Origin of the sequence: Salinicola sp. CR57, from assembly GCF_003206585.1 — a bacterium.
GTDB lineage: Bacteria > Pseudomonadota > Gammaproteobacteria > Pseudomonadales > Halomonadaceae > Salinicola > Salinicola lusitanus.
This window is the reverse complement of sequence record NZ_PZJL01000013.1, coordinates 56,577-74,364: the sequence shown is the minus strand read 5'-3', so window position 1 is coordinate 74,364 and position 17,788 is coordinate 56,577. Positions and strand designations below refer to the sequence as shown.

General features: G+C 66.7%; 15 protein-coding genes. 14 read left to right on the top strand and 1 reads right to left on the bottom strand.

Annotated elements, in window-relative coordinates:
• The 10 genes from DOM56_RS18230 to ppk1 form a co-directional block, all read left to right on the top strand.
• A partial coding sequence (locus tag DOM56_RS18230; RefSeq protein ID WP_157958281.1) for a gamma-butyrobetaine hydroxylase-like domain-containing protein occupies positions 1–196 on the top strand: 196 nt, incomplete at its 5' end.
• A 245-nt stretch (positions 197–441) separates the two neighbouring features.
• Positions 442–1,188, top strand: a complete 747-nt coding sequence (ubiE, locus tag DOM56_RS18225; protein WP_110710433.1) for a bifunctional demethylmenaquinone methyltransferase/2-methoxy-6-polyprenyl-1,4-benzoquinol methylase UbiE — start codon at positions 442–444, stop codon at positions 1,186–1,188.
• A gap of 11 nt (positions 1,189–1,199) precedes the next feature.
• A complete protein-coding gene (locus tag DOM56_RS18220) occupies positions 1,200–1,823 on the top strand; it encodes a hypothetical protein (RefSeq protein WP_110710432.1) in 624 nt (207 codons plus the stop codon).
• Positions 1,820–3,442 (top strand): ubiquinone biosynthesis regulatory protein kinase UbiB, encoded by a 1,623-nt coding sequence (ubiB, locus tag DOM56_RS18215; RefSeq protein WP_110710431.1) that lies wholly within the window; start codon positions 1,820–1,822, stop codon positions 3,440–3,442. Before DOM56_RS18220 ends, ubiB begins: the two co-directional genes overlap by 4 nt.
• Positions 3,443–3,505: 63 nt before the next feature.
• A complete protein-coding gene (locus tag DOM56_RS18210) occupies positions 3,506–3,847 on the top strand; it encodes a phosphoribosyl-ATP diphosphatase (RefSeq protein ID WP_110710430.1) in 342 nt (113 codons plus the stop codon).
• A gap of 57 nt (positions 3,848–3,904) precedes the next feature.
• Positions 3,905–4,186, top strand: a complete 282-nt coding sequence (gene tatA, locus DOM56_RS18205; RefSeq protein WP_110710429.1) for a Sec-independent protein translocase subunit TatA — start codon at positions 3,905–3,907, stop codon at positions 4,184–4,186.
• Between the two features lie 5 nt (positions 4,187–4,191).
• A complete protein-coding gene (gene tatB, locus DOM56_RS18200) occupies positions 4,192–4,599 on the top strand; it encodes a Sec-independent protein translocase protein TatB (RefSeq protein WP_110710428.1) in 408 nt (135 codons plus the stop codon).
• Positions 4,596–5,363, top strand: coding sequence for a twin-arginine translocase subunit TatC (gene tatC / locus DOM56_RS18195; RefSeq protein ID WP_110710427.1), 768 nt, complete (start codon positions 4,596–4,598; stop codon positions 5,361–5,363). Before tatB ends, tatC begins: the two co-directional genes overlap by 4 nt.
• Before the next feature lie 173 nt (positions 5,364–5,536).
• A complete protein-coding gene (gene hemB, locus DOM56_RS18190; protein WP_110710426.1) occupies positions 5,537–6,544 on the top strand; it encodes a porphobilinogen synthase in 1,008 nt (335 codons plus the stop codon).
• 52 nt (positions 6,545–6,596) lie between these two features.
• Complete coding sequence (gene ppk1, locus DOM56_RS18185) at positions 6,597–8,804, top strand: polyphosphate kinase 1 (protein WP_110710425.1); 2,208 nt, start codon at positions 6,597–6,599, stop codon at positions 8,802–8,804.
• Positions 8,805–9,189: 385 nt separating this feature from the next.
• Here ppk1 and DOM56_RS18180 read toward each other — a convergent pair whose 3' ends face one another.
• Positions 9,190–11,388, bottom strand: coding sequence for an alkaline phosphatase PhoX (locus tag DOM56_RS18180; protein ID WP_110710424.1), 2,199 nt, complete (start codon positions 11,386–11,388; stop codon positions 9,190–9,192).
• A gap of 284 nt (positions 11,389–11,672) precedes the next feature.
• Here DOM56_RS18180 and DOM56_RS18175 point away from each other — a divergent pair, with 284 nt between their 5' ends.
• Genes DOM56_RS18175 through DOM56_RS18160 form a run of 4 tightly spaced genes read left to right on the top strand, consistent with a single transcriptional unit; the run spans position 11,673 to position 17,603 of the window.
• Positions 11,673–13,367, top strand: coding sequence for a lipoprotein UxpA (locus tag DOM56_RS18175; RefSeq protein ID WP_157958280.1), 1,695 nt, complete (start codon positions 11,673–11,675; stop codon positions 13,365–13,367).
• Complete coding sequence (locus DOM56_RS18170) at positions 13,364–13,855, top strand: type II secretion system protein N (protein ID WP_110710422.1); 492 nt, start codon at positions 13,364–13,366, stop codon at positions 13,853–13,855. Before DOM56_RS18175 ends, DOM56_RS18170 begins: the two co-directional genes overlap by 4 nt.
• Positions 13,852–16,095, top strand: a complete 2,244-nt coding sequence (gene gspD, locus DOM56_RS18165; protein ID WP_110710421.1) for a type II secretion system secretin GspD — start codon at positions 13,852–13,854, stop codon at positions 16,093–16,095. The genes DOM56_RS18170 and gspD overlap by 4 nt, the downstream gene beginning before the upstream one ends.
• On the top strand, positions 16,092–17,603 hold the full coding sequence (locus tag DOM56_RS18160) for an ATPase, T2SS/T4P/T4SS family (protein WP_110710420.1): 1,512 nt from the start codon (positions 16,092–16,094) through the stop codon (positions 17,601–17,603). Before gspD ends, DOM56_RS18160 begins: the two co-directional genes overlap by 4 nt.
• The last annotated feature ends 185 nt before the right edge of the window (positions 17,604–17,788 follow it).

The window sequence follows — 17,788 nt, the reverse complement described above, 5'->3', positions numbered from 1 at the left end:
GCTGGATATCTCCCAGGCCGGTCGCTACGCCCTCAAGCTGCATTTCGACGATGGCCACGATACCGGGCTCTACACCTGGGAGTATCTCCACGAGATGGCGACCCACCAGCAGGCGTGGTGGCAGAACTACCTGAGCCGGCTCGAGCGTGCCGGTGCCTCCCGGGACCCCGGTGTGATCCAGATTCATCAGGTCTGAACCCGGCCGGATACCGGACGAGGGCCGTCGGCACGCCCGCTCCCAACACCTGCCAGCCGCGATGCGCGCAGACAAGTTTACGACCAGACGCTACAATGCGGACTCGGTCGATTCACATCGATTGGTCTCGGCTCGAGCGCGTCGGTCACACGGCTCGGGCCGCTCGGCAGCCCATCGCCCGGACAGCGATGCCGCCGCCCCAACGGCGTCACGTTCGCCGCCCGCGTCATCTCGGAGAAAAGCACATGGACAAGCGCACGACCGACTTCGGCTATGAAAAAGTAGCGGTCGACGAGAAGGCCGCCCGCGTGGCCGACGTCTTTCACTCGGTGGCCGCGCGCTACGATGTCATGAACGACCTGATGTCATTCGGCATTCATCGCCTCTGGAAACAGCTGACACTCGAGCGCAGCGGCGTTCGCCAGGGCCACAGCGTGCTCGACATCGCCGGTGGCACAGGTGACCTGACCCGCCAGTTCGCGAAACGCGTCGGCCCAGGCGGTCGCGTCATCCTGGCCGATATCAACGAATCCATGCTGCGCGTCGGGCGCGACAAGCTGATCGACCACGGCATTGGCGACAACGTCAAATACGTTCAGGCCAATGCCGAGAGCCTGCCGTTTCCGGACAACAGCTTTCACTGCATCACCATCGCCTTCGGCCTGCGCAACGTCACCGACAAGGACGCGGCGCTGCGCTCGATGACCCGCGTGCTCAAGCCCGGCGGACGCCTGCTGGTGCTGGAGTTCTCCAAACCCGTCAACGGCCTGCTGTCGAAAGCCTACGACCAGTACTCTTTCCGTCTGCTCCCGCAGATGGGGCGGCTGGTCGCGAATGACGCCGACAGCTACCGCTATCTGGCGGAGTCGATCCGCATGCATCCGGACCAGGAGACGCTCAAGGGCATGATGCAGTCCGCCGGGCTCGAACGGGTCGAGTACACCAACATGACCGGCGGAATCGTCGCGCTGCACCGCGGCATCAAGCTCTGAGGGCCGGCGAGATGGTGGAGACTTTCGCCCTGGTCGCCCTGGAGCGCTCGTTGAACATGCTGTTGCGGCGCGACCCGGCGTCCCCCGCCAGGCTGGCCGATCTGGCCGGACACACCCTGCGGTTGACGTTCGCCGAGGCTCAGCTGGGACTGCGCGTGGGCTTCCATGTCGATGGCATCACGCTAGGGCGTGTGCACGACTGGCATGACGAGGACGACCTGGAAATCACCGTGGACCGGCAAGTGGTGACCCGGTTGATGGCGGGCGACTCGCCGGAGCGCCTGCTGTTCAGCGGCCAACTCCCGGCGATCGGCCAGACCGGGTTGCTGTCACCGATGCAGACCCTGTTCATCGACCTCGATATCGACTGGGAAGACGCCCTGTCAGGGCTCATGGGCAACGGTACCGCCCATGGCGTCGCCAATGGCATCCGCCACCTCGATCGCCAGGCGCGCTTCCTGGTCACCGAGTGGCGACAGGATCTCCGTGACTATCTTTTCGAGGAACGACGCTGGCTGGCAGGTCGCGACCAGCTCGCCGTCGCGCGCGATCACCTCACCGAACTCCAGCAAGCCGTCGACCGTGTCGGGGCCAGAGTGGCCAGGTTGCAACGCCGTCGGGAGTCGCATTCATGAGTCTGCGGTTATTTCGTATCGCCTGGACCGTCTCCCGTTATCGCCTCGACAGCCTGGTTCCCCAAGACAGACTACCGCCGGTTCTTCGCTGGCTGTGGCGGTTTGCTCCGGTCCGGCTGATTCCGATCGGCGATCACTCGCGCGGCAAGCGGTTGCGGCTGGCGCTGGAGTCGCTGGGCCCGATATTCGTCAAGTTCGGCCAGATGCTGTCGACCCGCCGCGATCTGCTGCCACCGGATATCGCCGACGAGTTGAAACGTCTGCAGGACCAGGTTCCGCCCTTCCCTGGAGAGACCGCCCGCGCCATGGTCGAGGTCGAGCTCGGCAAGACCGTCGAGGAGGCTTTCGCCGCGTTCGAGACCGAACCGATGGCCTCGGCCTCCATCGCCCAGGTCCATGCGGCCGAACTGCATAGCGGCGAGCAGGTCGTGGTCAAGATCATCCGCCCCGGCATCGATCGCATCATGCGCGAGGATATCGGGCTGCTCTACACCTTCGCGCGCCTGATGCGGCGGATTCCCGAGGCGCGCCGGCTGAGGCCGGTGGAAGTGGTTCAGGATTACGAAGCGACCCTGTTCGACGAGCTCGACCTCAACAAGGAGGCCGCCAACACCTCCCAGCTCAAGCGCAACTTCCAGGGGTCGCCGCTGCTCTACGTCCCGGCCATCCACTGGTCGCTGACTCACCGCCAGGTCATGGTCCAGGAGCGCATCACCGGCATCCCGGTCGCGGATATCGAGGCCCTGCGCGCGCAGGGCACCGACCTCAAGAAACTGGCCGAGCGCGGCGTGGAGATCTTCTTCACCCAGGTGTTCCGCGACAACTTCTTCCACGCCGACATGCACCCCGGCAACATCTTCGTGTCGCGGGAAAACCCCACCGAACCGCGCTACATCGCCATCGACTGCGGCATCGTCGGCAGCCTGACCCGCGAGGATCAGGACTATCTGGCACGCAATCTGCTCGCCTTCTTCCGTCAGGACTATTATGAGGTCGCGGTCCTGCACATCGAATCCGGCTGGGTCGGAGAAGGCACCCGGGCCAACGAATTCGCGTCGGCGATCCGCGCGGTGTGCGAGCCGATCCTGGAGAAGCCGCTCAAGGACATCTCCTTCGGCCAGGTGCTGCTGGGCCTGTTCCAGACCGCGCGGCGATTCAACATGGAGGTCCAGCCACAGTTGGTGCTGCTGCAGAAGACCCTGCTCAACATCGAGGGCCTGGGCCGCCAGCTCTACCCCGATCTGGACCTGTGGAGCACCGCCAAACCCTATCTCGAGCGCTGGATGCGCGAGCGCGCCGGCCCCAAGGGGTTCTGGAAGACGCTTCAGAAGCACGCGCCGGAACTGGCACACCAGATTCCCGAGCTGCCGGTGCTCGCCCACCAGGCGCTCTCCGATCGCGAGCAGCAGCGCCGGCTATATCGCCAGCAAACGCAGGCGCTGTCGGGGCTGGAAGCGCGTTTCCAGCGGGCGGCGCCGCGTGCCAGGCGTCTCCGCCTGGGGGCCATCCTGCTGGCGGTGGCCCTGGCCTGGCAGCCGATGCTGGGCTGGGCGGAACAGCAACCCTGGCCGGTCCTGGTGGCGGCCGGGCTGGGGGTGTTGCTGCTGATCTGGCGCTGAGTACGGGCCGCCTGCGGCGGCCCGGCTCTCGAATCGTTCATTTCGACTCAGGATTGTCATCTCATGAGTGATACTCTCGAACGCTTGGCCGCCGTGCTCGCCGAGCGCCGCGACGCCGACCCGCAAAGCTCCTACGTCGCGCAGCTGCATCACCGGGGTCTCAACAAGATTCTGGAGAAGGTGGGCGAAGAGGCCACCGAGACGCTGCTTGCCGCCAAGGACGTCAAGGCCGATGATGAGCAGAGTCGGCAGGCACTCGTCGGCGAAGTCGCCGATCTGTGGTTCCATAGTCTGGTCATGCTGTCGCATTTGGAGGTCGATCATCGTGCCGTGCTCGAAGAGCTGGCCCGAAGGTTCGGCGTCTCCGGCCTGGACGAGAAGGCAGCGCGGCAGCCAAGCCAGTAAGCTATCTCAAGTGTCAATCGTGTCAGCGCCTCGGCGCATGCCTCAAGGAGTAAGGTTATGTTGGGTGGTATCAGTATCTGGCAGTTGCTGATCGTCCTCGGGATCATCATCCTGATCTTCGGCACCAAGAAGTTGCGCAATGTCGGTAGCGATCTCGGCGGTGCCGTCAAGGGCTTCAAGAAAGCCGTCGGTGAAGACGAGGAGGAGAAGAAAGGGAGCAATACGCAGCACAGCATCGATCACTCCCAGGATTCGACTCATACGCCCCAGGACAGCACATTCGACAGTCGCACGGACGAGACCCACAAGACGTCCGACGACAAGGTCGAGCGCAAGTAACCGGCATGTTCGATATCGGTTTCTTCGAGCTGCTGCTGATCGGCATCGTCGGGCTGCTGGTGCTGGGGCCCGAGCGGCTGCCCAAGGCTGCCCGCACGGCAGGGCTCTGGGTCGGCCGGATTAAGCGCAGTGTCTCGACCATGCAGCGGGAAATCACCTCGCAGCTCGAGGCCGAGGAACTGCGCCAGAAACTGGCCGAGCAGCAGAAAAAACTGGACGAGAACGTCAATCAGGCGCGCCGGAGTGTCGAGAAGCATTTCGAAAGCGGCGAGAAGGGGGATACCCAGGCCCCATCGTCTTCGTCCGCCGTCGAGTCACATCGCGTCGAAGGGCCAGCATCTGCCGCATCGGATGATGCCTCGTCCGCCCCTCACGACGCCTCACCCGCGGACAAGGATTCGGCTTCCCGATGAGCGATGCCTCTTCTCCACCGCCAGACGAAAAGCAGTCACAAGCCCCGCTGATCGAGCATCTGATAGAGCTGCGCTCACGCTTACTGAAGGCCGTGATCGTCGTTGTACTGGTATTCGCCGGCCTTTACGCTTTTTCCAATGACATCTACCGCTTCGTGGCCGATCCGCTGGTGGCGCTTCTGCCTGCCGGCTCGAGGATGATCGCGACGGAGGTCACGTCACCGTTTCTGGCCCCGTTCAAGCTGACCATGGTGGTCGCCATCTTCGCGGCTATCCCGTTCATCCTCTATCAGGCCTGGGCATTCATCGCGCCCGGGCTCTACAAGCACGAGAAGGCGCTGGCATTTCCGCTGCTCGCCTCCAGTATCCTGCTGTTCTACTGTGGTGCCGCCTTCGCCTATTACGTGGTGTTCCCGCTGTTGTTCAGCTTCTTCGTCCATACCGGACCACAGGACGTCACGGTGATGACGGACATCAACGCTTACCTCAATTTCGTGTTGAAGATGTTCTTCGCCTTCGGCGTGGCCTTCGAGATCCCCATCGCCACGTTCCTGGTCATCTGGACCGGGATCGCCGACGTGAGGAGCTTGAGCAAGAAACGTCCCTACGTGATCCTGATCTGCTTCATCATCGGCATGTTGTTGACGCCGCCGGACATCATTTCGCAGAGCCTGCTGGCCATTCCCATGTGGCTACTGTTCGAGGTCGGAATCCTCTTCGGCCGCCTCGTCCAGCGTCGGCGCGCGGAAGAGCCCACGGATTGATTCGTCCGGTTGTGACCATTGCGACAACACCCCCATCCCGGCCGTCGACTCGGTTGTTATACTGAGGGCGCCAAGTCCCGATGTCATCGTTTTGTCATTCGTCACTGATAGCTTGATCGTCGGTGACGCGAAGGGGCCGTGAGGCCCCTTCGCCGCCTATCGTGGAGAGATTCATGCGTTATTCCCTGTCGCGTCAGTACCCGGCCACCCGCCTGCGTCGTCTGCGCAAGAGCGACTTTTCCCGCCGCCTGGCCAGAGAATCGACATTGACCACCGACGACCTGATTCTCCCGGTCTTCGTGCTCGATGGCGAAAATCGCCGCGAGCCGGTGTCGTCCATGCCGGGCGTCGAGCGCCTGTCCATCGACGAGTTGCTGCGCGAGACCGAGGAACTGGTCGAGCTCGGCATCCCCGCGATCGATCTGTTCCCCTTCACACCGCCGGAGAAGAAGACCGTCGACGGTGCCGAAGCCTGGAACCCGGACGGCGTGATCCAGCGCGCCATCCGGGCGCTGCGTGAACGCTTTCCCGACCTCGGCATCATCACCGACGTGGCGCTCGATCCGTACACCACCCACGGCCAGGATGGGGTACCGGACGAGAACGGCTACCTGCTCAACGATCGCACCATCGAGGCGCTGATCAAGCAGGCGCTGTCGCATGCCGAGGCCGGCGCCGACGTGATCTCACCGTCCGACATGATGGATGGCCGTATCGGCGAGATTCGCGCCACCTTCGAGCGCGAGGGGCTCCACGAGACCCAGATCATGGCCTACTCGGCCAAGTACGCCTCGAAGTACTACGGCCCCTTCCGTGATGCCATCGGCTCCAGCGGCAATCTGGGCCGAGCAGACAAGTTCAGCTACCAGATGGACCCGGCCAACACCGACGAGGCGCTCCACGAGACCGCCCTGGACATCCAGGAGGGTGCCGACATGGTGATGGTCAAACCCGGCATGCCTTACCTTGACGTCATCCAGCGGGTGAAGGAGTCGTTCGGCGTCCCGACCTTTGCCTACCAGGTCAGTGGCGAGTACGCCATGCACATGGCCGCCTTCGAGAAGGGCTGGCTCGACGCCGACAGCGTGATCCTGGAGTCGCTCACCTGCTTCAAGCGCGCCGGTGCCGACGGCATCCTGACCTATTTCGCCAAGCGCGCCGCGCAACTACTCAACGCCTGACCACCGCGGGCGCGTCTGCCTGGGTGCGGGACATCATTGTGGAGAACAGTCGATGACAGACACCCAGGACACGCCCGGCCCCAGCCGAGAGCTCGCTAGCACCAGCTTGCCGGTCGATGATGGTAGCTCGCCGCCCCTGCGGGTCAACCGCACCCGCAAGGGCATCCATGCCAAGGCGACCCCCTCGCCGCAGGCGGACCTGAGCGACCCCACGCTCTACTTCAACCGCGAGCTGTCGCACCTGCAGTTCAATATCCGCGTGCTCGAGCAGTCCCTGGACCCCTCGCATCCGCTGCTCAACCGGCTGATGTTCCTGCTGATATTCTCCTCCAACCTGGACGAGTTCTTCGAGATCCGGGTCGCCGGACTCAAGCACCAGCTGGCCCTGGCCAACGAAGAGGTCGGCGCCGACGGCCTGCCCCCGGCGCGCACGCTGGAAGAAATCTCGCGCATCGCCCACGAGCAGGTGGAACGTCAGTACCGTATCCTCAACGACGTCCTGGTGCCGGCGCTGGAGGAGCAGAAGATCCGTTTCCGCCGCCGCTCGCAGTGGACGCCGGATCAGGCGGCCTGGGTCGCCGACTACTTCGAGGAGGAGATCGCGCCGGTGATCAGTCCGATCGGGCTGGATCCCTCTCACCCCTTCCCGCGGCTGGTCAACAAGAGCCTCAACTTCATCGTCGAACTCGATGGTACCGACGCCTTCGGCCGCGAGGGGGGGCTGGCGATCCTGCCCGCGCCGCGCTCGCTACCACGCTTGATCCGCCTGCCCGAAACCCTGTGCGAAGAAGGCTTCACCGACTACGTGTTCCTGTCGTCGATGATCCACGCCCACGCCCATGAGGTGTTTCCGGGCATGGAGGTCGAGGGCTGCTACCAGTTCCGCCTGACCCGTAACGCCGATCTCTCGGTCGATCCGGAGGAGGTCTCGGACCTGGCCTCGGCGCTGCGCGGCGAGCTCTTGGCTCGGCGCTACGGCAGCGGCGTGCGCCTGGAGGTGGCCGACAACTGCCCCGACAACCTGATCGACTTCCTGCTCAAGCAGTTCGAACTCGGCGAGGCGGATCTCTACCGGGTCAACGGGCCGGTCAACCTGACCCGGCTGATGTCGGTGCTGGATGACGTCCAGCGCCCCGACCTGCGCTACCGCTCCTTCACCCCGGGACTGCCCAAGCAGGTCCGCGGCGACGTCAACCTGTTCTCGATGATCCGCCAGGGCGACATCCTGCTGCACCATCCGTTCCAGTCGTTCACGCCGGTCGAGGAGCTGCTGCGCCAGGCCGCCCGCGACAGCGACGTGATGGCGATCAAGCAGACCCTCTACCGCACCGGCGCCGACTCCTCGATCGTCAGTGCCTTGGTAGAGGCGGCGCGCGGCGGCAAGGAAGTGACCGTGGTGATCGAGCTGCGGGCGCGCTTCGACGAGGCCGACAACCTGGCGCTGGCCTCGCGCCTGCAGGAGGCCGGGGCCATCGTCATATACGGGGTGATGGCCTACAAGACCCACGCCAAGATGATGCATATCGTGCGCCGCGAGAAGGGCGAACTGCGCCACTATGCCCACCTCGGCACCGGCAACTACCACGCCAAGACCGCCAAGCTCTACACCGACTACAGCCTGATGACCGCCAACGAGGCGCTCTGCGAGGACGTTCACCGCGTTTTCCAGCAGCTCTCCGGGATGGGCAAGCCGCGCAAGATCAACACCCTGCTGCACGCGCCCTTCACCCTCCACGACACCTTGGTGGCGATGATCGAGCGCGAGGCCAAGCTGGCCGAGAGCGGCAAGAAGGCGCGCCTGGTGATCAAGTGCAACGCCATCACCGAGCCCAAGCTGATCCGCGCACTCTATCGCGCTTCCCAGGCCGGCGTGCGCTGCGACCTGATCATCCGCGGCATGTGCTGCCTGCGCCCCGGGGTGCCGGGTATCTCCGAGAACATCAACGTGCGCTCGATCATCGGCCGCTTCCTCGAACACACTCGGGTCTACTACTTCAACAACGACGGTGCCCACGAGGTGTGGTGTTCCAGCGCCGACGCCATGGAGCGCAACATGTTCCACCGCGTCGAGACCTGTTTCCCGCTGCTCGACAAGAAGGTCGCGCAGCAGGTACGCAAGGACCTCGACACCTACCTGGTCGACAACTGCCAGAGCTGGGTGCTCGACAGCGAGGGCCAGTACCACCTGCAGGAGAGCGGTGACGCCGAACCGATCAGCGCCCAGGAGACCCTGCTCTACGCCTACGCCAGCCAGGCTTGAGATAACTATCGCCGCGCCCGGCCAGGGCGCGGCAGGCCCCCTTCCATAGCACTCCGTGCTGCCTTACAGCGATTCTCGACGCTAGCCCTATCACGTATCCCCAGCCCTGGCACTCATCCAGGGGCCGAGCGCGGTCTATATCGCTCTCCAGACCAACACGCCGCTGTTCTCACATCCAGGGTTCTTACGTACTGGGTGCTCACGTCGCGCGTGCTCATTTCATCTGTACATGGACCGCGCTGACAGCGGGTGCGGCGCCGTTGCCTCGGCCCCCCTGCCACTGGCGTAAGTCCCCAATGCGCTCACCCCAAATGCAAAAGGGCCGCGCTGTGCGCGGCCCAAAGCTTGTGTGACGAGTTGGTTTGCGTGACGAGATAGCCGTGGGTCAGACCGCGATCTCGCCGCCATCACGCTTGCGGATTACCACGGTGGCGGCACGCGCGCGCACGCTTCCCGATTCCGGGATGGCGACCGTGGCATCCTGCACGTTGGCGTCAGGATCCGCCGGCCAGTTGCCCGGGTGCTGGATGTTGATGAACAGCGAGGTCTTGTCCGGCGTGGCGAAGATACCGGTCACCTCACAGCCGTTGGGGCCGACGGCGAAACGCTTGAGCTGGGCCTGATCGGCAGCATCGATAACCGCCTTGTCGCCCGGGCCACGGCTGACGCTGCCCGGCACCACCGCCAGCACCTGGTCATTGGTGTAGTCGGTGACACCCTCGTAGCCGTTGTCGGTCTCGATCCACAGGATGCCGCGGCCGTCGCCGCGGTCGTCGTACCACAGCCCGTCGGGGCTGGCGAACTGGTTGAGCTCGGTGAGCCCCGAGTAGTTGTCAGCATCGCTCTCGGCGGCGCCGAACACGAAGACCTCCCACTCGAAGCTAGTCCCCGCAGGGGACGGCTCGTGCCAGCGAATGACCTGGCCACCTTCATTGTCAGGGCGCGGGTTGGAGCCGTTGACCGGGGCGGTGGCGTAGCCCGCGCCCAGCTCGTCGATGTCGCTGCCGCCATTGGTGTAGGTAGCAGCGGTGCCCTCGGCGGTGCGCTTGGAGTTGTTGGTCAAGGTCATGTAGACCTCACCCGAGGAGGGATCGACGGTGCCCCACTCGGGGCGGTCCATCGGCGTCGCACCCATGAAGTCGGCGGCGTCGCAGGTGTTGATGAGTACCCCGGCGAGGTCACGCTCGTTGGCCAGCTCGAGCGCCTGCCACAGCGGGCGACCGTCACGGGTGGTGGCGTCCGGCGTCAGCGGCAGCCAATCACCGCTGCCGTCATCGTTGAAACGCGCCACGTAGAGGGTGCCTTCGTCGAGATATTTGGAGCCGATCGTCAGACGGTCGTAGTCCTGACCGGGACGGTTGGCGTCCTGGGCATCCCACTTGGCCTTGGAGACGAACTTGTAGATGTACTCGTTGCGCGAGTCGTGACCGGTGTAGAACACCACCGGCTCGCCTTCGACCACCTTGCCCGGCCAGCACCCTTCGTGACGGAAGCGGCCGATATGGGTGCGCTTGAGCGCCGCGGTTTCGGTACTCACGCTGGCGGTGTTGCCGTAGGGATCGACCTCCACCACATAGCCGAAGGTGCGCGGCTCGTTGCGGTAGTCTCCGGATGCGGAGGCCGCACTCGGCGTGGCGTCGAAGCGCGCGAACTCGCCGTTGGTGCCACCCTGGGCGGTCTCCCAGCCGTAGCGGCTGCGATCCTTGCGCACTCCCAGACGATCGTCATCGGCGTAGCGATCGCTATCCTTGATGAAGATCTCGGGCCAGTTCTCCTCGCAGGTGAGGTAGGTGCCCCAGGGAGTGAAGCCGTTGGCGCAGTTGTTGTTGGTGCCGCGGGTACGCGTACCGTTGGTGGAGTAGGCGGTCACCACGTAGGCGCTACCGCGCACCGGGCCGGCGAGTTCGATCGGCGTGGCCGAGGTGATGCGGCGGTTGTAGCGCGAGCCACGCTCTTCGCTCCACTGGCCATCGCTGCCGAGCGCCAGCTTGACCAGGGTCACGCCGTGGGCGTTGATCTCGGTGCGCGCCTCGTCGGCCGGACGCGCGCCGTCTTCGGCGTTGGTCGGGCCACCCTGCGGAGCCCACAGCGCACTCTGCTCGATGTACTCGTTGTTGAGCGCCATGATGAACTCGCGCGAGGCACTCTCTTCGCTCAGCGCGAAGTTGTGCATGCCATCGTGGTTCATGCCCACGCTGGCCGCCTGGTACTCAGGCGTGACGCGGCGGTCCGAGGACCAGGCGCCGACGCTGTTGTCGAGCGGGGTACCCCACGGGATCAGCACCTGGGCGACATAGCCTTCCGGCACTACCACCCCATTGGTGCGCGACCCGCGGATCGAGGAGAACGCCAGTGCCAGCGGGGTCGCTTCCGGCGAGCCGCTACCGGAGCCGCCATTGTTGTTGTGGTTGTCGCTGTCGCTGCTGCAGCCGGCCAGACCGAAACCGCCAAGCAGGCCCATGGCGGCCAGACCGGCGCCCCCCTGCATGATGCCGCGACGCGATATGCGGCGCGAAAGTACGGATGAGAACGGCTCGTTCTCGCTCTGGTTGAGAACACGATGATTCTCGATTGCCTTGCTCATGGGGTGTCCCCTCTCTTGGAGTAATCCACTAATGACGGTCTGCTGATCCGTGGCGCCCGGGCCGGCGATGCGCGCCGCCAGCCACTTGGCGATCCGGCGCGTACGGCCACCGGAATGCGTTACCCGGAGGCAACTTAGAGCAGCAAGGTGACAACACCATGACGACTTGACGGCAGCACCCCACCCGTCGCGTCGTCACGAAACCGTCATCTCCCAGTCATTAGGATGCCGAGTCCGGCGGCGGCGAAGACCGTACGCCGCGTTGAATCATTCGCGGGAGCCTCATGACTGACCCCCTTTTGACCGCCCCCAAGGCCGCCACCGGCAGGGGCTGCGACCTGACTCGTAGGCGTCTGGTCGGCGCCCTGATGGGTGCCGGACTAGGAGCAGGGCTGAGCGGCTGCGCCTCGCCAATGATCAGCAGCCCGCGGGCGCTGGCCCCGGGGCGCCAGGTCGAGATCCTCTACCTGGCCGATACCCTGGAGTGCCTCGGCCCCACGCGGATCGTCGCCCCCGCCACCTACCTGGGCCCGGCGGAGCTGCTCGGCGCCGCGCCCTGGGCCACCGCGGACGGCGTGACCACGCTGGCGGGCAGCGCTGGTGCCGAATGGGCCGCCCTCTATACGCCGCACAGCGCCGCCCGGCGCCATACCGCCGGCTATGGCGGGCTGGTCGCCCAGCTCGACCGCCTGCGCCGGGAACTCGGCACCGAGCGCACCCTGACGCTGGAGAACGGCCAGTGCTGGAGCGGCAGCGGCCTTGGCCATCTGGCCAATGGCAGCGCCGGCGTCGCCGCCAGCCATCTGTTGGCCAGCGATGCTCGGGTCAGCAGCGACGAGCGCGTGCTCTGGCCACAGCGTGCCGCGGCGCTCTACCGCGACTATGCGCGCCCGGTGCTGGGCAATCTTGACGCGCCACCCGCCGGCGTCAGCGCGGCGACCCGCTTCGAACGCGACGGTGTGCGAGTGGCGGTGGTCGGCGCCAGCGACCCCAACGCCCTGGACGAGACCCGCGCCCTCGATCAGTGGTACCAGGCCCTGGCCGAAAGCGTGTCCCAAGCCGCCGCGGAGGCAGAGCTGGTGGTCCTGCTGGCCGATACCGGCAGCGCCACCGCGCGCTGGCTGGCCGCGCGGCTGCCACAGGTCGATCTGGTGCTGGCCGCCCGTGGCCAGGATTTCTGGCCCCGTCTGATCGCAGTCGACAATGCCCACGGCGCACCGGTGCCGCTTTGCCTGCCCGGCAGCCACGCCAGCGGCTTCTTTCATCTCAGCTGCCGCAGCACCCGCGACGGCTGGCAGATCCACGCCGAGTTCCAGCGCAACGACACCGCAGCGGACGCCGCAGCCGCCGATCACCAGGCGCGCTTCGACGCCCTGCGCGCGCCCTACGCCGGCTGGCTCGACCGCCCGCTGGGCAGCGCCCCGGACTGGCTGTGGCGCCGTGACAGCGTCGGCGGCACCTGGGATGGCCTGATCGCCGCCGCCCTAACCGGGGATAGTGACACCACCCGCGCGATGCTGCCGGGGCTGCGCCACGACATCCTGCTGGCTCCTGGCGAGACGATCACCCGCGACCACCTGTGGCGCCTGAGCGGCGGCCATCCGGCCCGGGTCGTCGAGCTGGCACCGCGCACCGAAGAGCTGGCGCAGTTGCTCGAACGGGCGCTGGACAACAGCCTGGGCACACCGCTGATCCTCAATGACAGCCGCGACCTGCCGCGTCTTTCGGCGACCCGCTGGACGCTCGACTACGGTGCCGCCACCGGTGCGCGCGCCCATCTCGACGCGCTGCCCGGAGGGCTCACCTGGCGCAGCTTCAGCGCCCGCCCCCAGGCCGGTGGCGAACCGCTGTGGCAGCGCCTGGAGCGCTATCTCGGCGACCACGGCGGTACCCCGCCGGCCATCACGCCGCCGAGCCTAGAGGCGCGCTATGTCGAGGGGCATCCCGGCTGGCATCCGCAGGCGCGTCTGAGCACATGACGCTCCCGGCCTGGCTGATCGCCCCGGCGCAGTGGCTGGCGCTATGCCTGCTGGCGTGGCTGGCGGCCCAGGCGCTGACCGGCACGGCGCGGCTATTGGCCCCCGCCGCCCCTGTCGCGCCGCCGACGACCTTCCTCCTCGACCCCGCCGCGCTGCCGCCGGTACCCGCGGCCTGGCAGCAGCAGGCCGCCGAAGCGGACCGGCGCATCCCGCTCACCGACCTGCCCTACCGGGTGGTCGGCCGGGCGCTGAGCCAGGGCGGCGCAAACTCGCTGGTGGTGCTGGCGACCCCCGACGGCCAGCGCGCGCTGATGCCGGGGGATCGCATCGCCCCGGGCATCACCCTGGCGCGTATCGACAGCGAGGGCGTGGTGCTGTCGCGGTCCGGGCGGCTGGAGCGTCTGCCCTGGCCCGAGCCGGCCGCCACGCCGAGCGGGGGGATCTCGCCCGCCGCTTCTTCATCCACGCTTTCGGAGTCGTCCCCATGAACTCCCTGCCGTATCGATTGGCGCTCACGCTGCTACTGGCCCTGTTACCAGCGCTGCTGCTGGCGACCCCGGCCCTGGCCCAGTCACAGCCCCAGACGCCCGCGAGCGGAACGGCCGGCGCCACCACGGATGCCATCCCGCGCTATGACGTCGACTTCCAGGAAACCAGTCTGCGCGAATTCATCGACAGCGTGGGGCGGATCACCGGTCATGAGTTCCTCGTCGACCCGCGGGTCCAGGGCACCATCTCATTGACCAGCCAGCGGCGGTTGAGCGCCGACGAGCTCTATCGCCTGTTCCAGAGCGAGCTGCAGATCAACGGCTACGCCACGGTCCCGCTCGGCGGCGGCCAGGTACGCATCGTGCCGGCCCAGGCCTCGCGCACCCAGCCGCTGCCGCTGGGCGACGCCGCCCAGGGCGCCAGCGTCGCCACCAGCGTGATCGAGACGCGCAACCTGGACGCCGCGACGCTAGCCAACGTGCTGCAGCCGCTGGTCGACAGCCAGGTGGGCACGGTCACGCCATGGCCGGAGAGCCATCTGGTGGTGGTCACCGACTGGCGTGACAATCTCCAGCGGCTGACCCAACTGGCCCAGCGTCTCGACCGCCAGCGCGATCTCCAGGCCGCGGTACTACCGCTTGAGCACGCCTCCGCCGACGAGCTCGCCGGCACCCTGGACTCGCTGATGCAACGCGAGGGCGGCGGTCAGGTGAAGGTAGTGGCCAATCCGCGCGCCAACGCCCTGGTGGCCTACGGCGACCCCGCCGGGCTGGCCAGGGTGCGTCAGCTCGTCGCCTCGCTGGATGCGCCCCAGGCCCAAGCCCAGCAGCGCAACACCCGGGTGATCTATCTCAACAATGTCAGCGCCGAGTCGGTGGTCGCGGTCCTCGGCGGACTGACCGGCGAACGGTCCCAGAACGCGGGGGGCGCCAATCCCCAGAGTCAGGTGCAGCAACTGCTGCAGCGCGCCGGCGGTGGCGATAGCGCACTGCAGGGCAGCCGTCTCGGCGCCATGGGTGACGCCAGCGGAAGCGGGCTGCCCGCGCTGCCGGATGCCACCAGCCGCAACGCCGCCGTCGCCGGTACCCTCGGCGCCGGCGACGAAGCGGTCGGCTTCGCCGTCCACCCCTCGACCAACGCCCTGGTACTGGTCGGCCCGCCGGCGCGGCTCGACGCCTACGCCAGCATCATCAAGCAACTCGATATCCGCCGCGCCCAGGTGGCGGTGGAGGCGATCATCGCCGAAATCACCGAGTCCCGCGCCAAGCGTCTCGGCGTGCAGTGGCTGTTCGGCGATCTCTCCGGCAGTGGCACCGTACCCGTGGGCGGTTTCAACTACGCCGCCGACGGCCAGCCGGGAATCAACGCCATCGCCGGCGCCGCCGCGCGCAACGACACCAGTCAGCTGGCGCGGCTGCTCGGCAGCATCACCGGGGCCAGCGCCGGGGTCGGCCGGATCAGCGACAGCGGCGTGAGCTTCGCCGCCCTGCTCGGCGCGCTGCAGAGCGACAGCGAGACCAACCTGCTGTCGACCCCCTCGCTGACCACCCTCGACAACGCCCAGGCCTACATCCTGGTGGGTCAGGAGGTGCCCTTCGTCACCGGCTCCACCACCTTCAACGAGAACCCCTACCAGATCATCCAGCGCGAGGACATCGGGGTCAGCCTGCGCATCCGCCCTTCGATCAGCTCCGACAACACCATCCGCATGGACATCGTCCAGGAGGTGTCGTCGATCGACCCCAATGTCCAGGCTTCCGACGTGGTCACCAACAAGCGCGAGATCGAGACCTCGGTGATCACCCGCGACGGCGGCATCGTGGTGCTCGGCGGGCTGATCAGCAACGCCGGCAACTCGAGCTCGGCGCGGGTGCCACTGCTGGGCGATATCCCGCTGATCGGTAATTTGTTCCAGTACAACCGCGACGAGCGCGAAAAGCGCAATCTGATGGTGTTCATCCGCGCCCGGGTGCTCCGCGATGCCGCCCAGATGGACAGCGCCACCGCCGACAAGTATCGCTACATGCGCGCCCAGCAGTTGCTCGCCGGATTCGACGACGACCAGGCGCTGGCGCCCTGGTCAGAGGCGAACACGGCCGCCGGCGGCACGTCTTCGGCTGACGTCACATCGTCGGCCGGCACGGGAATGGAGGGCACGGCGCCGACCACGCCGGGTCAGCCGCGCTGGAGCGCGCTGTTCCCCGATCAGCGCAACCGCCTGGGAAGTCTGGCGCCATGACCGTGACACCGGGCTTCGCCGCCAGCGACGATAGCGTCGTGCCGCTGCCCTATCGGCTGGCGAAGCGTGCCGGGGTGGCGCTGGCCCCGGGCACGCAGGGTTACCGCCTGCTGTGTCGCGACACGCCGTCGCCGCTGCAGCTCGAGGTACTGCAGGACATCCAGCGCCGCCTGGGCCGTGCCGAAGGCTGCGAGTGGCTCGACGGCGACACCTTCGAGGCACGCCTGGCCGCGCTGCACGACGGTGAACGCGCCGACAACGCGGCGCTGCTGGAGGGGCTGGCCGAGCACGTCGACCTCGACAGCCTGATGCAGGAGCTGCCGCGCGCCGAGGATCTGCTCGAGAGCGAGAACGAGGCACCGGTGATCCGGCTGATCAACGGCGTCTTCTCCGAGGCCCTGCGCCTGTCCGCCTCGGACATTCACGTCGAGCCATTCGAGCGCGAGCTGGTGATCCGGCTGCGGGTGGATGGCGCCATGCGCGAGGCGCTGCGTCCGCCGCGGGTGCTGGCACCGGTGCTGATCTCGCGGATCAAGGTGATGGCGCGGCTCGACATCGCCGAGAAGCGCCAGCCCCAGGATGGCCGTATCACCGTGCGCGCCGCCGGCCGCGACGTCGACATCCGCGTCTCCACCCTGCCCGGCATCCACGGCGAGCGGGTGGTGATGCGTCTGCTCGACAAGCACGCCGCGCTGCTCGACCTCGACCGCCTTGGCATGCCGCCGGCGGTGCTCGAGCGCTACCGCCGGGTGCTCCAGCAGCCCAACGGTATCCTGCTCAATACCGGACCCACCGGTTCGGGAAAGACCACCACCCTCTACGCCAGCCTCAACGCACTCAACGACCGCAGCCGCAATATCCTCACCGTCGAGGACCCGGTGGAGTACGCCATTCCGGGTATCGGCCAGACCCCGGTCAATCCCCACGCCGGGCTGACCTTCGCCCGCGGCCTGCGCGCCATCCTGCGCCAGGACCCGGATGTGATCATGATCGGCGAGATCCGCGATCTGGAGACCGCCGCCACCGCGGTGCAGTCGAGTCTCACCGGCCACCTGGTGCTCTCGACCCTGCACACCAACAGTGCGCTGGGAGCGATCGCGCGCCTGCGCGACATGGGCATCGAGCCGTTTCTGCTGGCGACCAGCCTCAAGGGAGTGATGGCGCAGCGGCTGGTGCGTCGGCTGTGCCCGGCGTGCTGCGAGTGGCGCCCGCGCCATGCCGACGACGCCCAGTGGCTGCCCGGCATCGAGACGCTGTCGCAGCTGGCCGAACCCCAGGGCTGCGACCACTGCGACCACAGCGGCTACCGCGGCCGTCTGGGGCTTTACGAGTTCATCCCCATCGACGCCCGACTGGCCGGCCTGATCCATGAGCGCTCCCCCGAGGCGGCGTTGGCCGAGTACGCCTTCGGCCAGGCTGGCGCCCAGAGTCTGGCGCAGGCGGCGCTGGCACGGCTGGCAGCGGGTGAGACGTCGCTCGACGAGGTGCTGCGTGCGATCCACCGCTGAGCTTGCCCCCCGCGCTGACCTCAAACTGCCATCGAGCGTCAGTCAGACTACGGCGCCACACGTTCATCCCCTCTTTCTTGAGGCCATGTCTGAAAAGTCCGACGAGCGAAGCCCAGACAAGGCAAAAATCGGCGAGAGAGCGGAGTTTACGGGGGTGTAAATGAGCATCTCGAGACGATTTTTAA